This window comes from Paraburkholderia tuberum STM678, from assembly GCF_902833905.1.
Lineage (GTDB): Bacteria > Pseudomonadota > Gammaproteobacteria > Burkholderiales > Burkholderiaceae > Paraburkholderia > Paraburkholderia tuberum.
Genome location: NZ_CADFGP010000072.1, coordinates 18,696 through 33,061 on the forward strand (window position 1 = coordinate 18,696; position 14,366 = coordinate 33,061).

Consider the following 14,366-nt stretch of genomic DNA (forward strand, 5'->3'; position numbering starts at 1 on the left):
CTTCGACGGATTATCGTCGAGGTGACCATGAAGCGGGTCCGGGCTCTTTTGCGTCGAGCGCAACACGCCTGCATCGTCGAAATAGAAGTGAAAGAGCTGGCCTCGATGCACCCGGGCCGGTGTGAGGCACGTTGTCGGCATCGGAAGATGACATTCGAGCGTGGGGAGAATGTCGCGGTCTCGACGGATGGATGAAGACCGCTGTTCGATAGGTCTGAGGATTGCGTATGAATGCGTATCCGGGCAACGCACTGTCTGGCATCGCGACATATGTACGCCTAAACTGATCTCGTGATCTGTGTCCAAGGGGAAAGGAATGGGCGCGACGAGTCCTCGTGACATCGGCCTGACTCTTCTTAAGGAGGCGAACTCCGCGGGAGATGGGCCGTCTTTGTGGGGGTTGATCGAGAAAATCCAGCGGACGCTCGCGGACCATGACTACTCGCAGTGCCCAGAGGTATGCGTCGGACTTCACTATTATGCGGCGCGTGCCCTGCTTCGCGTGAACGTCGAGCGGAGTGTCGAACGGCTTGCGCCAATCCTGGCCCATGCCGATGCCGGCATCGCCTGGCTCGCGCGCATCGATCTCGCTCAACTCCGATCAGAGTTCCTCCACTTGCGCGCGGAAGCCTACATACAGGTATCGCGCGGCTTGACCGGGAAACAACTGGGCGACGCCCTTCACGCTTGTGCGGATGCGCTCGCGGATCCTGAAATACAAGGCGATCCTCGCAGATGCGGTCCGCTGGGCTACAACGCGGGCATGTTTGTTATTCGGGGTGAGGGTTTTCCTGAGGACGAGGACGCACTGCGCCGACTAGAGGTGCTTTTCACGACTGCGCACGACAGCTACCGCGTGACCGGTGCAGTCCAGCAGGCCGCGGACGCTTCGCTATATCTCTCTCAAATAGGATTGAGTCGCTTGCGAGCAGCGCAGGAGCCGCTCGATCAGGCAGAGCGAACCTTCGATGCAGCGTGGCGCCAGATCAACGAGTTCATGGCAGCCTACGATCCGCTCGCGGATCCGGATGCGTGGGCGAACGCAAACCTCGTTGCGGCTTCGCTCGCTGAGCTTCGCCCGTCAGCGGGGTCGATCGAGCGTGCGCGTGACAGCGCAATTTACCTCGATCGGGCGTTCGACACGTTTCAGCAGCTTCGCAACGAAGACGGCATGTTCGACTGCGCGTGCCGATTGATCCGGGCGATAGATCTGTTGCCACGTGGCTACAACGAGGGTGCCGCCGTTCGCTACGATTTTTATATGGATGTACTGGATGCCGCGCGCGAACGGTCGAGAGACATGTCGGCCGGGGCGCAGACCCAACTCTTGCGCGCGAACGCTTGGATGAAAGTGGAACGAGGCTTATCTCCGGAAAAAGATGCCGAGGTCTTGTCTCGCGTTCGATCGTATGCGCGAGCAGCCGCATTGCTGGCGTTTGAATCAGGCAAACATGAATTGAGTTCCGTTGCCTACAAGCTGGTCGGAGTCAGTCTGACTGGCGATACAAGGTTTTCTCACCTGAATCAACAAAGCCCGGCACCCGAAACCGATCAGAAGAGTCTTGCTGAGGCCTGTGAGGCGTTTGAACGCTCCATCGCAGAAGCTCGAGCGGCGAAGAACACGGAGTTGGCAGAGTCCGCCATCAGGATGCTTGCCGTGGCACTTGGGCGTCGGCTTCGGGATTTTCACGAGTTTGACCTGTTCGATCGCTCTATCGCCTTGCTCGAGGAAGCCATTGAGTTCAGCAGCGGCGAGCCATACGTCACTGCGAATGCCAACTTGGTGAGCATGACGATACTGGCTGCACATCACGGGCTAGACGTTTCATTGGGTCGCGCCCGCAAGGCACTCGACTGTGCACTTCGCGAGTTGAACGTGCTCGAAAGCGTTGCGTTATCCGAGTACGTCAAGTCCCTGGAAGCGGCGCTCGACGAACTCGAGTTCTTGGGACGTGATGGCGTGGCCAATATTGCGCAACGTGTCCAGGCCCAAATATCGGCCAACCTCGGCATCGTGAGACTGGAGAGGGCCTACTTCAAGCGTTTCCGGCATGACGTTTTGCAACTTCCCGATAAGGCGAAGCCGATCGATGTCGTGAGTTTGCTCCTGATGCCTGAAACCGATGATCGGTCGACCGGGACGATGCGTTTGGAAACCGAGGGGGCGTCGACTTTCGGAATTGCCGATATTGCGTGCCCTCGCTGCCAGGCGATGCTAGAAATCACGCTACCGGTGGTCATTCATGAGGATGCCGATTCCCCCCGTTTTGCAAACTTTAAAAGAAATATTCGTGGAGACGAGAGTTGTACTAGTTGCCGTTTTCCCTTCCAGGTTCAATCAATTTTCATCTTATTGAAGCGCTCGGTTTCCGGGGAGCCTATCGCTATTTATCCCGACGTACTGGTCGATCGAGGCGAACGCCTGATCACCCATCAACAATTCGCGATAGCGGGTTTGCATCAGGCGATCACCGGCCAGCGGTTGATGAACCTGACGTTTATTCCGTGGGCCGGATGCGTCAACTTTGATTTCACGGTTGATGAAACCCTGCGATTTCAACGAAAGGCGGCTCTGACCTTGTTGGCTTCCGGTATCGTGGCCAAGTCTGCGCCGATCATGCTTGAAGCACTGCGGATGATCCTGCGGTGGAGAGACGCTGACGCGCCTGCTTCGAGCGAGATCGAGGCGGCGCTCAACGAACTTCCACTCGAGTTCGAAGCACTGCAGCGTCGACGCTTGCCACGGTTGATCGTCCGACTAGTAAAGACTGCCTCTTTGCATGGCCCGGAATGGGCAATTGATCAGATCGCGACCAATATGTCTCGAGTGCAGCACATCGCGCGCGCTTACGCCAGCTCGTCGGAGCTGGCGCGCGATCCGGTGGAACGACGAACGTTCCTCGCCCACTTTATTTCCGAGCTTGCAGACTACTCGCCGGATCGCGCCATTGCGCTGTTCGACATGTTGATGCGTGAACCGAGCCGTGAACTCCGCAAACTCGAAGACGAGGGAGTTCCCGAATTAGACTCAGTTCGCTACCAGCTGGCTCTCGCCAGGATAAACGGTATGCGTCCCTCCGCGGAGGACATGATTGCGAGAGACAAGATCACCTGTTCGTCCAGCGGCGCAAAAGCGCTCATTGCGAACCGGCTCGCGGGTAAAGCGCAATTCACGCTAATACTTCGTGCATTCTCGATGGACGTGGCGATCCACGAGATGCCAGAGTCGTTTCATGGCGTGGTCGACGCGTCCGAGGACCCGAGGGTGAAGTGGCGAATGTTCAGTTTGGACCCGAAAGAAACCCATCTCGTAGATAAAGCGTGCACCGTACTCCCTCAGGATATTAACCCGCTGACGGTTCTGAACGTGCTCGACCCAAAACCACCGACGCTGCCGACAAAGCTCTTCGTCACGGACGTCGAGTGGCGCAGGGTGGCGTTTTCACTTATCGCAGAGGCGGCTGTCGTGATTCTGCTGCTTCCGGCGGGAAGCACCTTGGGGAACGCCGGCGTGGATCACGAGATCCAGGTAATCCGGGAGATGTCACGTCAAGACGACACCATCGCGATCATCATGCGGCAGCCGAAGGACGTTCGTTCTCCGTTCGTTGCGAGCAGCGCGCAGACCGAGCCCGTCAATGACACGGCAGCCGAACTCCGGGACCTGGGTTTTCAGCATATCTTTGACGATGAAGCATTCGGCATAGAGGCTTCGTCGCTAAGGAGCCGGGTGCGTACCCTATTCGATTCAAAATAGTTGGCGCCTGACACCATTTCAGCGAACACACTCGACGAAGCCTGCGACCTGCCGCGTCGATTCCGTCGGCATCCGGGACGGAAGTGCGCTTCCAATGTGCGAGGCCGCACACTCGGCAACACATCGCCTTCCAGGGCGCGATTCGCGTCACCTATCTTCTTACAAAAAGAGCGAGAATGGCGCGGCGCGAGGTCGTGCAGGCGCGATCGCGCCTGCATCCGGGCACGCGTCCCGCGCCGCGCATTGATGGACTTGGACAGGGGGAGGCCGAATTGATTCCGATGCACAGCGTCGATCAGGTTTACGTCATTTCCGATCTCCATCTCGGCGGCACCCCGGGCTTCCAGATCTTCGGCTCCGCCAGCGAACTCGCGTGGCTGATCAACGACCTCGCAAGACGCGATCCCGAAAAGGAGATCGCGCTTGTCATCAACGGCGACTTTATCGATTTCCTCGCTGAACCGAACGCCACCTACTTCGACCCGGACGGCGCGGTTGCGAAGCTCGAGCGCATCGCGTTGCAGGACCCCACGTTCAGGCCAGTGTTCGATGCGTTCCCGGTCTTTCTCCAGCAGGCCAGGCGTCGCCTGATCGTGAACCTTGGCAATCACGATCTGGAGCTCGCGCTGCCCTGGGTGCGCGAGCGCCTCAAGCAGATCCTGACGAAGGACGCGCCTCTCTCGAGCGGAGCGCACGCGCGCCTGCATTTCGTGTTCGACGGTTCGGGCGTGCACTGCGACGTCGGTGGCCAGTCCGTATTGTGCGTGCATGGCAACGAGGTGGATCGATGGAATCCGGCTGACTTCGAGAAGATAAGGCAAATCGGCCGGGACAAGCAGTTGAGGCGCACTGTCGACCCGTGGATTCCCAACGCCGGCACGCGCATGGTTATCGACGTGATGAATTCGATCAAGCGCAAGTATCCGTTCGTCGATCTGCTCAAGCCGGAAGCGGAGGGCGTCGTGCCGACGCTTGCGGCCTGCGCGCCCGAGGCTATGCTCGACTTCAACAGCGCGATCAGGCTGGCCAACGTGGGGCTCGCGCGCGCCTGGGCCGGCATGTACAAGCCGGGCGGCATGCTGGGAATAAAGGAACTGCCGGCCGGAGATCCGGTGCAGCCCGTGCCCGTGCCCGGCGGCCTGCTCAATCCGGTGGAGCTGCCCGCTTCGCGCCAGGAGCGTGATGGACGCGCCATGCTCGCGGTGGCCGATGCCCTGGTTCGCCAAGGCGTCGATCCACTCGCGTTCGTCGCGAACGAGCAGGGTAAGCGGCTTGACATGGTGACCGCGCTGGTCAAGTGGTCGCGCGACGCGCCGACGAGCGAAGTATTGCGCGAGGCGCTCGAAAAGCTCGACAAGGATCGGAGCTTCGACATCACGGCGCGTGACGAAACCGCCGAGCTGCTCGATAAGGAGATCGGCCCGGAGATCGACATCATTGTCGCGGGACACACGCATCTCGCGCGCGCGTTACGCCGCCGAAACGGCAAGGGGCGGTACTTCAACAGCGGGACCTGGGCGCGGCTGATCCGCATCGATTCCGAGACACGGAGCGATCCGCGAAAGTTTGAGGAGGTTTTTGACGTGCTCAACGGTGGCGACATGTCGACGCTCGACAGCTTTCGCTCCGGATCACTGGTCATGCACCCATGCACGGTCGTGGCCATATGGAAGAAGGACGGCGGCAACGGCGCGAAAGCCGAGTTGCGGCAGGTGGTCAAGCACGCGGAAAACGAGTTCACACTCCATACCACTAGCAACAGCCTTCGGGATAACTGACGATGCGCAAGATCACACTCGAACTGCTCCGTCAGGGCCCATCGCACAACCAGTTGCTCTCACCGCTCACGGCCTATATCGCGCTGTGCGAAAACCATAGCGCGGTGACGCTGCATGTGCCGTTCGAGCACAATCAGATGCTCCACCGGCTGCGCGCGCTCAGCTACCAGCTCGGACCGGAGGTGCGCGAATTTCAGCTCAGCGACACTGCAGCGGTGCTGGGCAAGCTGCTCGGCGAAATTCCCGGCCTGACCGCCGACCTCAACCGCCGCAGCGCCGACGCCACGAGCGAGGAGCCGGTCACGCACTTGCGGCTGATCCTGTCCGCCTCTGAGCTCGCGCTCCTGCCCTTCGAGCTCGCGACCGCGCCCGGCGGCTGTCCCGGCGAAGGCCACCCGCTTGCCCTGCAGACACAGCAACCCCTCTGCATCACACGCGAGACGCGGCGCGTGCCTGAGGAGTTCGTCCGCTGGCCGAGCAAGCCGCGCATACTGTTCGCCTATGCCTCCCCGCCTGGGTTCGAGGAAGTGCCGGCCGGCGCGCATCTGCTCGCGCTGCGCGAGGCGCTCGCGCCATGGCTCCCGCTGTCTGACGATCTTGACGACGACGAGCGGCTCGAGATCGTCGAGGACCGGCTGTCCGTGCTACCAGACGCGACAGTCGCGAGCCTTGAGCGCGCCTGCGCGGCCAACGATTACACGCATGTCCACATCCTCGCGCATGGCGTAGATTTGCCGGGCGGCTACGACCAGCGGTTCGGCGTCGCGCTGATCTCGCATACAGAACCGAATGGCTATGAGGTCGTCTCCGGTGCCCGGCTCGCGAGCATCCTGCGCACGCCGTGCCGCGACAAGGCTGGCAAGTTCGTGCGGCCCGCCGTCGTGACGCTCGCGAGCTGCAACGGCGGCAATGGTGGCGGCGTGACGGGTGTCGGGGCGAGTGTCGGACATGCGTTGCACGAGGCAGGCATTCCGCTCGTGATCGCGAGCCAGTACCCGTTGTCGTTCGGCGGCTCGGTGATGCTCGTGCAGGATCTCTATCAGGGCCTGCTCTGGGGCGAAGACCCGCGCAAACTGCTGGTCGGCCTGCGCAGGAGGCTGCACGCCTGGTTCAAGGACCAGCACGACTGGGCGAGTATCGTCGCGTATGCATCGCTGCCGCCCAATTTCGACGATCAGCTGGCCAACGCGTGCATTCAGCAGGCCATGGGCAGCATCAATACTGCATTGCGTGTGTCGGATCGTGTCATGGTGGCGTTTTCCGACCGGGAATCCAACACCAGTGAGCGTCATCATGCACTCGACGAGGACAAACGTCAGGAGATGCTCCGCCACGTGCAGACAAAAGTTGCCTATGCCAAGGAGCGGCTCGAAGCGGCGAATGAAGCGTATCCTGCCCATAGGGCCCGGATTCTGGCGCAGCTTGCGAGCACCGAGAAGCGCGAAGCGCACATGCTCTACCAATCGCTCAAATTCGCTACCCACACGACGAAGAAAGGCAGCAACGAAGTGCTGGACAAGCTTGAGCACGCGCGAACCTGGTATTGGCAAGCCTATCTGCTGAACCGATCGCATCCTTGGGAGCTCGTGCAATATGTGTCGCTCACGTTGTTCCTGCGGTCTTTGGGCCGGCTGCCGCTTTCGGACTGGGCGGAATCCAAGGTAAGGCCTTTGTGGATCACGGCGGACGCCCAATCGCAGAACGACGCCGAGAACGGTTCCATTTACGACCGCGCCTGGGCCCACGGCAATATCGCCGAGCTGAGCCTGATCGAACCCTGGCTGAAGGATGTTCCACTCCCTCCTGACCGAGCATCGACGGACAAGGCGATCCACGCTTGCCGCAGCTTGGTTGAGCTGGCGGGTGCATCATCGTTTCACGTGTTTTCCACCCGGCGCCAGATCCTTCGTTATCTTGAGTGGTTCGGCCCCATGATCGGCGGGAAATGGCCCGGGCTGCAAGGAATTGCGGAACAGATGCTCAGTGCGTTGCCAGCTGGTGAAGAACCTGAATGGAACTATTGAGCACGCAGCGCTTGGGACGCCATTCGGCGGACATCGACAAGGAGCGCCAGGGTGACTGAAAACTTTTCACCGAAGCATGTCTTTCTCTTCAGTGGGCACATGATCGACCGCCCCGACCGACCGCAGCCGCGCTTCCCGCCCGAACGGGAAGGCGCGGTGACGAAAGACATGACTGCAGTGCTCGACGATCTCCAGGCTGGCAGCGCCGACCTCGCCATCTGCGGCGGTGCATGCGGCGGCGACCTGATCTTCGCGGAACTCATGCTCGGGCGCGGCGCGCATCTCGATCTTTATCTGCCCTTCGAGCCGCAGGTTTTCGTGAAGGACTCGGTCGACTTTGCGAACTCGGACTGGCACGCGCGCTTCGAAGCCGCGCGGGCGCATGAGTACGCGCGCACTTTCGTGCTGCCCGAACCCCGCACGGACGCGGAACGTCAGGCATCGCCCTACGAGCGCAACAACCTGCGGATGCTCAAACGTGCGCTGGGGCGCGGGGCACAAAAGGTTCATTTCATTTGCGTCTGGGACGGCCAGGCGGGTGACGGGCCGGGCGGCGCCGGCCATATGTACGAGGCTGTCACCGCGGCCGGCGGCGTTGCCGAGCAGCCCATCCATCCGCTCGGATCGACATAGTGAGCCTATCATGCCCAAACCGTTTTGCTTCGTCATCATGCCCTACGGGCGCAAGCGGACGCAGGCCGACCCCGCGCACGCTCCGGGTGAGATCGACTTCAATGCATTATGGGACCTGGCCTATGTACCCGTGATCGAGGCGCTGGGCTACGAGCCCGTGCGCGCGGATCAGGACACAGGCTCGATGATTATCACGCAGATGCTCGAGCGCATCTTCTACGCGGACCTCGTGCTCGCCGACATGACCATCCCCAATGGGAACGTCTACTACGAGGTCGGCATCCGGCACGCGGCCAGGCAGACGGGCTGCGTGCTGCTCGCGGCGGACTGGTCGCAGCCGCTCTTCGACGTGGCGCAGATGCGCACGGTACGCTATCCGCTCTCGAACGGCGATATCGACAAAGACACCGCGCAGCACATTAAAGAGTGCATCATGCCCGGCATCAGTACGCTCACGGACGGCGAATCGCCGATGTTCAAGGCAATCAGCGGCTTCCCGGGCAACCCGGATCCGGCCCTCGCATCTACGATGAAGCAGCACATGATGGAGCTCGCTGTGTTCCAGTCCGCCGTGCGCAACGTGCGCCAGTTACCCAGGAATGAGCGCATGGAGGCGGCGCAGGAATTGGTGAAGGAGCACGGTGTGCCGCCCTTGATTGGGAGCGTGGTGTTCGCGTTGCTGCTGCTACTGCGTGATTCGATCGAGGAAAAGGCCGACTGGAGCAAGCTGCTCGACTTCATCGACAAGCTGCCGCGGGAATACCGCGACAAGCCCGAGGTGCAGACCCAGCGCGCGTTCGCCGTTTCGGAGACGGGCGACGTGCAAACTGCGATCGTTCTACTAGAGGCTTTGGTGGCGACAGCCGGGCCGTCGGCAGAACGTTTCGGCTTGCTGGGAGGCCGGTACAAACGGCTGTACCAGAAGACCGACGATCCGAAAACGCGGTCGAGGTTGCGCGACCAGGCAATCGACTACTACGAGCGGGGCATGGATCTTGACCTGAACGAGTTCTACTGCGCGTCGAATCTTCCGCGTCTGTACCGAGAGCGCAATCGCGACGGAGACTTGAAGCTCGCGCAAACCGCGTTGGCGCTCGCGAAGGCTGCCTGCGACCGCGCATTCCGGCATGGCATCACGGACGAATGGCTAAGGCCGACGTGGCTAGCCCTCGCCTTCGACGACGGTAACACGGATCTCGCCGAGGACCTCGCGCAAAAGGTGGCCCGCGAAGATGTCACGCGGTGGAAGATCAAGAGTGTGCTGGACGATATGCGCGTGGCCACGCGGCTGGTCGCGGACGAGGCTCAACACGCGCGGCTCGTCGCGGTGGCCGACTGGCTGGCCACGCAATCGGGCATACAAAGCGACGGGACATGAGGCGTTCGCGGCGCGGGCTCTCCACCCCGTGATATCTCCGCAGGAGGTGCCGTGCATGCATTTGGAAGCGCCAGGAACACGCAGTCGTTACGGGGGTTATCGTGGCCGAAGAGAAAGCGAGTATTCCTGAGTTCTTTGATGTCTTCATCTCAACTCGACACCGTGATGAAGAAAAAGTCTGGCAACTCGCAACGACGAGCTCTGCAAACTGCTCACCGATGCGTATAGCAGGTTCATCGCGAGAACATCATGGCTACTCCGAATGAAGCACACGGTGGCGCATACCGGCAATTTCCCGCCCGGCCGGATCAATACCAGGAGGCTGCGTGGGAGGCGACCTTGGGCCAGTTGTTCTCGACGGCCGTCACACACGCGACCGACCGGATCGACTGGTACGACGCAAAGGCCGCTGAGCGCGCTGCCGTCGCCAAGCGGATCCGCTTCACGTCACTACTGCTGTTTGCACTCGGAACGCTCGCACCCATCCTGCTTACGTTTCTAGTCAAGATCGCCGCAGTCGGCAAGACGCCGAACGCCCCTTCAACTTGGCTCGACATAATCGCTGCGTTGCCGCTAGGGAAGCGCTGATCAATGGACCAACTGCCCAAGTTGCAGACGAGATGCCGTCGAATTTTCCGGATGACGAAGCGAATCGATGCTCAACTCGGTGAATTGGACGCGCAAACGAGGCTCCCTGCTCGCATTTTTTATACGCATGACGGATTGCTCCCATGGACCGATCGCGACAGATTTCGCGCAATCACCAGATTCGCAAGAGCGAACAGGCTGAACAGTTGCGCGGTGTTCTTGGCCAAGCCCTTGTATCGCGTCTTGCGATGGTGAAACAGGTTCTTGACGATATGGAATGGATGCTCAACCCGCGACCGGATCTGCGCCTTGGTTCGCTCGACCGCGATCACCAGGTTCTTCAGCGCCCCGTCCTGCATCGCCTTGATCTTTCCCCGCTTGGCAGCGACGTGCCACTTCACGGTCTTGCCCGCCATTTCCTCGCGCTTGTCTACGCCAATGTAGCCCGCGTCGGCGAACGCCTGCTCTTCATGTCCGTGCAGCAGGGCATGCGCTTGCGATACATCCGACACGTTGGCCGATGTGCCAACCACACTGTGGATCAGGCCCGAATCGGCATCGACGCCAATGTGGGCTTTCATTCCAAAGTGCCATTCGTTTCCCTTCTTCGTCTGATGCATTTCCGGGTCACGACTCTTCCCGGCGTTCTTGGTCGACGGCGGCGCTTCAATGATCGTTGCGTCAACCAGCGTGCCTTCCTTCATCATCAGCCCACGCTCGCACAGCGAGATGCCAATCTCGTCGAACAACTTCCGTGTCAGTTCGTGTTCGATCAGCAGGCGCCGGAATTTCAACAGCGTGGTCGCATCAGGCACGTTCTCAACTGCCAGATCGATGCCGGCGAAGGCTCGCAGCGCGATGCTGTCATACAGCGCGTCTTCCAGTCCTTCGTCCGACAGCCCGTACCACTGTTGCAGGAAGTAGATTCGCAGCATTCGCTCCAGGCCAATCGGCGGGCGGCCTCGCGTGCCCTTCGGATAGTGCGGCTCGATTGCCGACAGCAAGCGCTGCCACGGAACGACCTTCTCCATCTCGGCGAGGAAGCGTTGGCGCCTCGTCACTCGCTTCTTGCCTGCAATTTCCGCTTCGGCGAAGCCGATCTGCCTCTTCATCAGTGTGAGTCTGTTCCGTGAGTTGCCTTCTATAACGTCCTCAGCTACGCCAACGATGACCACCGAGCTGAATAAATCAGCGCTTCCCTAGCGGAGATAGGCTATGTCTTATTGGCCATTGCGGGCGCGCTCGTGGTCTTCGACCAGTTCTTCGATGCGTCCGGTTCGTGGATTCGCTTCCGTCAATCGCAAGCGAGGCTCGAAGTTCTGCTGGCGGACTTTCGCTTTACCTGGGCGCAAGCCATGGCAGAGGCGCAAGGTGCCGTGATGGGCAAGGAGACACCCGTGCCTTTCATGTCGATTCTGCGCGATTTTGTCATCAAGATCGAATGGCTGGCGGAAGACGAAACGAAGCAATGGGCGAAGCGGTTCAGCCAGATGATCGACACATTTGATCACAATCCGAACCTCAAAGTGTCGCTGAGCGGTGCGCCGGGCGATCAAACCGGCACAGCCGCGGAGCATGACGCGGGTGCCGCAGGGGCGACCACGGGGTCGAGCGCCGCCGGCAATAACACGGACCGGTCTGCGCAGGCCATTGCGCTCGCGCCCGCGCCGGTGGATGCAGACGCGGACGAAGCGAAAAGCGTGCCGACCGTCAATGCGCGCCTCGCAATCGAAGGCGTTGACACGCTGGACGCGGGCACGCTGCGACTCACGGTGGACGAAGTGGAGATGGTCGTACCTGAGGATGGATTCGTCGAACTGGGCGTCGATCCCGGAAGAGATCATGCGATCGTCGCAACCGGCCGGCGCGGAGGGGAAGTAGTGCGAAACGAGCTGCACGAGAACCTCTCGATTGACGACGAGGACAAGCCGCTGACCATCGCACTATGACGGAGCCCGTTATGAACAGTATGTTTGTCGGCGCAGCGTCGCCTCTGACGCAAAAAGGATTCGACGCTGTTGTCAGCGAGCTGAGAGTTGACGCATCTTCGCTATGGGCGCTGGTAACGGTGGAAACCAAAGGTTTTGGTTTTCTCGCGGATCGCCGCCCAAAGATTCTTTTCGAGCGGCATGTCTTTCACACCCGTACGGGCGGCCGCTTTGATGCGTCGAACCCCGACATCAGCTCCAGTAAGCCGGGCGGCTACAGCGGAGGAGCGGACGAGTACGACCGTCTTGCACGCGCGATGCAGCTCAACAGGCAGGCGGCACTCGAAAGCGCGTCGTGGGGTTTGCCGCAACTAATGGGATTCAATGCAGCGAAGCTACGCTATGGGAGCGCCGAAGACATGGTGAAGGCCTTCGTCGTCAATGAAGATGCTCAGCTCGATGGAGCTCGGCGCTTCATCATGAACAATGATTCTCTTGCGTCGGCATTCCAAAGGAAGATTTGGGCGCGCGTTGCCTTCTTCTACAACGGGCAGGACTACAGGAAAAATGCTTACGACGATAAGCTGCTGCATTATCAGCAACTATATTTGATTCAGGGTACACCGAGCATTGAATTGCGGACAGCACAGGCGCGTCTTACGTACTTGGGCTTTGACACGCACGGTGTCGACGGCGTGCTTGGTGACGGGACTCGCATTGCCGTGATTGCCTTTCAGCGCGCCAACGGGTTGAACGTCACTGCCGAGCTGGACGATCAGACGCTCGATGCTCTCAAGAAAAATTCCGGCGCCTAATCCTTTAATCGGTCTAGCGTGCAATGCCTCGCCGCAAGCCCAGGTAGTAGACCTTCACGCGGCCGATCATGACATCCTTGTATCCACGGTCCGCGATGACGACCTCCGGCGCGGTGTCGCTCGGGATTGCCGCCTGTTCCGGCGCTTCAGCCAGCATGTCCATCGCTTTCTGCACTTCTTATATTATTAAACGTATTCGCGACATCCGATAATTAGCTTGCTCATGTCGCTTTGGAAGTCAGGGTCCGGACGAATTTTCATGGCCTGACATTTCGAAAGTGTGAGCTTGCCCCCGAAAAACGAATCCCTTGCTGAGCAGGTAAACTCACGCAAGGAGAAGAACGATGACAGGCAAGGCAAAGCGGGCACAGTACACGCTCGAATTCAAGCTGGAAGCGGTGCGACTGGTCAAGGCCGGGCAAAGCATGGCAGCAGTGGCGGCGACACTGGGTGTGGTTGAACAGACGCTGTACAACTGGGTGAAGGCAGAGCGGGAAGGCAAGCTTGCGGGAGCTGGGACAAAGCCAGTAAGCCCGGAACAGATGGAGCTGGCCCGGCTGCGTGCGGAGGTAGCTCGCCTGAAGATGGAGCGAGATATTTTAAAAAAAGCCGCTGCGTACTTCGCCAGGGAATCGATGTGAAGTACGCATTCATTGAGCGCAATCGACGCCACTGGCCGGTCTCGGTGCTGTGCGAAGTGCTGGAGGTCAGCCCCAGCGGATATCATCAGCGCCGGCAACGCGCCGCGCAGGGCAGGCCGCACCGAAGCCGCGTGAGCGACGATGCACTGCTCGCAAACATCAAGGCGATTCACGCGCAGGTCAAGGGCGAGTACGGCTGGCCGCGCATGTGGAAGGAACTGCTCGCGCGTGGCGTGCGCGTGGGCAAGGAGCGGGTTCGCAAGCTGATGGCGCAGCATGGCATTCGCGCTCGCCACAAGCGCAAGTACATCGCAACGACGAACTCGAACCACGATTTGCCGGTGGCGCCGAATCTGCTGGAGCGCAATTTCACCGCCACTGCACCGAACCAGGTCTGGACGAGCGATATCACCTATCTGGCGACAGCCGAGGGGTGGGTGTACCTCGCGGTCATCATCGACCTGTTCAGCCGGCAGGTGGTGGGCTGGTCGATGCAGCCGCACATGAAGGCTGAGCTGGTCACGGACGCACTGCGTATGGCGTGGTTCCGGCGCCACCCGGAAGCCGGCGTAATCGTGCACAGCGACCGGGGTAGCCAGGGCGGATTCAACCGGTCGTTGCAACACCTTTGATCGAGGAGGTGTTGCATGGGACGAAGTGCAAAGCAGGTGTATCGGTTGACAGGGCGAGAAGCGATGTACTCGCCGGGTGCGCCATCACTTGGACATGTGATGGAGCGTCGGTATTGGCAACAGATCGCAACGGGCATTACAAGCGAGAAAGCAGCGGAGGCGGTAGGCGTATCTCAAGCGGTAGGCTCGCGC

General features: G+C 60.4%; 9 protein-coding genes and 3 pseudogenes. 10 read left to right on the top strand and 2 right to left on the bottom strand.

What is annotated here, in order from left to right; all coding sequences use genetic code 11:
- Positions 1-316: 316 nt before the first annotated feature.
- From HWY30_RS35710 to HWY30_RS35735, 6 genes are all read left to right on the top strand, one after another.
- Entirely contained in the window at positions 317-3,757 is a 3,441-nt protein-coding gene (locus HWY30_RS35710) for an ATP-binding protein (RefSeq protein ID WP_143037345.1), read from the top strand.
- Positions 3,758-3,933: 176 nt separating this feature from the next.
- Entirely contained in the window at positions 3,934-5,535 is a 1,602-nt protein-coding gene (locus HWY30_RS35715) for a metallophosphoesterase family protein (protein WP_090812383.1), read from the top strand.
- Between the two features lie 2 nt (positions 5,536-5,537).
- Entirely contained in the window at positions 5,538-7,559 is a 2,022-nt protein-coding gene (locus HWY30_RS35720; RefSeq protein ID WP_090812382.1) for a CHAT domain-containing protein, read from the top strand.
- A gap of 51 nt (positions 7,560-7,610) precedes the next feature.
- Positions 7,611-8,192, top strand: coding sequence for a hypothetical protein (locus tag HWY30_RS35725; RefSeq protein WP_167368852.1), 582 nt, complete (start codon positions 7,611-7,613; stop codon positions 8,190-8,192).
- On the top strand, positions 8,098-9,570 hold the full coding sequence (locus HWY30_RS35730) for a TRAFs-binding domain-containing protein (RefSeq protein ID WP_208524354.1): 1,473 nt from the start codon (positions 8,098-8,100) through the stop codon (positions 9,568-9,570). The genes HWY30_RS35725 and HWY30_RS35730 overlap by 95 nt, the downstream gene beginning before the upstream one ends.
- A gap of 249 nt (positions 9,571-9,819) precedes the next feature.
- A complete protein-coding gene (locus HWY30_RS35735) occupies positions 9,820-10,158 on the top strand; it encodes a hypothetical protein (protein ID WP_090812379.1) in 339 nt (112 codons plus the stop codon).
- A 119-nt stretch (positions 10,159-10,277) separates the two neighbouring features.
- Here the strand turns inward: HWY30_RS35735 and HWY30_RS35740 are convergent, their stop codons facing one another.
- Positions 10,278-11,270, bottom strand: a complete 993-nt coding sequence (locus tag HWY30_RS35740) for an IS5 family transposase (protein WP_090812378.1) — start codon at positions 11,268-11,270, stop codon at positions 10,278-10,280.
- Positions 11,271-11,381: 111 nt separating this feature from the next.
- Between HWY30_RS35740 and HWY30_RS35745 the strand changes: the two genes are divergently transcribed.
- Positions 11,382-12,107 carry an SLATT domain-containing protein gene (locus tag HWY30_RS35745; RefSeq protein ID WP_090812377.1) on the top strand — a complete coding sequence of 242 codons (726 nt, stop codon included), beginning with the start codon at positions 11,382-11,384 and terminating at the stop codon, positions 12,105-12,107.
- 11 nt (positions 12,108-12,118) lie between these two features.
- Entirely contained in the window at positions 12,119-12,901 is a 783-nt protein-coding gene (locus HWY30_RS35750; RefSeq protein WP_167368850.1) for an N-acetylmuramidase domain-containing protein, read from the top strand.
- A 16-nt stretch (positions 12,902-12,917) separates the two neighbouring features.
- On the opposite strand, the pseudogene HWY30_RS35755 reads toward HWY30_RS35750, so the two are convergent.
- A pseudogene (locus HWY30_RS35755) lies at positions 12,918-13,055 on the bottom strand (IS5/IS1182 family transposase); the annotation flags it as partial.
- Between the two features lie 190 nt (positions 13,056-13,245).
- On the opposite strand from HWY30_RS35755, the pseudogene HWY30_RS35760 reads away from it, so the two are divergent.
- Both HWY30_RS35760 and HWY30_RS42130 read left to right on the top strand, forming a co-directional pair.
- Positions 13,246-14,141 (top strand): annotated as a pseudogene (locus tag HWY30_RS35760) (IS3 family transposase); the annotation flags it as partial.
- 69 nt (positions 14,142-14,210) lie between these two features.
- Positions 14,211-14,366, top strand: a pseudogene (locus HWY30_RS42130) (IS30 family transposase); the annotation flags it as partial.

Excerpts from the sequence above, each read along its gene's own strand:
- HWY30_RS35720 (WP_090812382.1), top strand. The coding sequence starts at position 5,538 with ATGCGCAAGATCACACTCGAACTGCTCCGTCAGGGCCCATCGCACAAC.
- HWY30_RS35740 (WP_090812378.1), bottom strand. The coding sequence starts at position 11,270 with ATGAAGAGGCAGATCGGCTTCGCCGAAGCGGAAATTGCAGGCAAGAAG.
- HWY30_RS35750 (WP_167368850.1), top strand. The coding sequence starts at position 12,119 with ATGAACAGTATGTTTGTCGGCGCAGCGTCGCCTCTGACGCAAAAAGGA.
- HWY30_RS35710 (WP_143037345.1), top strand. The coding sequence starts at position 317 with ATGGGCGCGACGAGTCCTCGTGACATCGGCCTGACTCTTCTTAAGGAG.
- HWY30_RS35715 (WP_090812383.1), top strand. The coding sequence starts at position 3,934 with ATGGCGCGGCGCGAGGTCGTGCAGGCGCGATCGCGCCTGCATCCGGGC.
- HWY30_RS35735 (WP_090812379.1), top strand. The coding sequence starts at position 9,820 with ATGGCTACTCCGAATGAAGCACACGGTGGCGCATACCGGCAATTTCCC.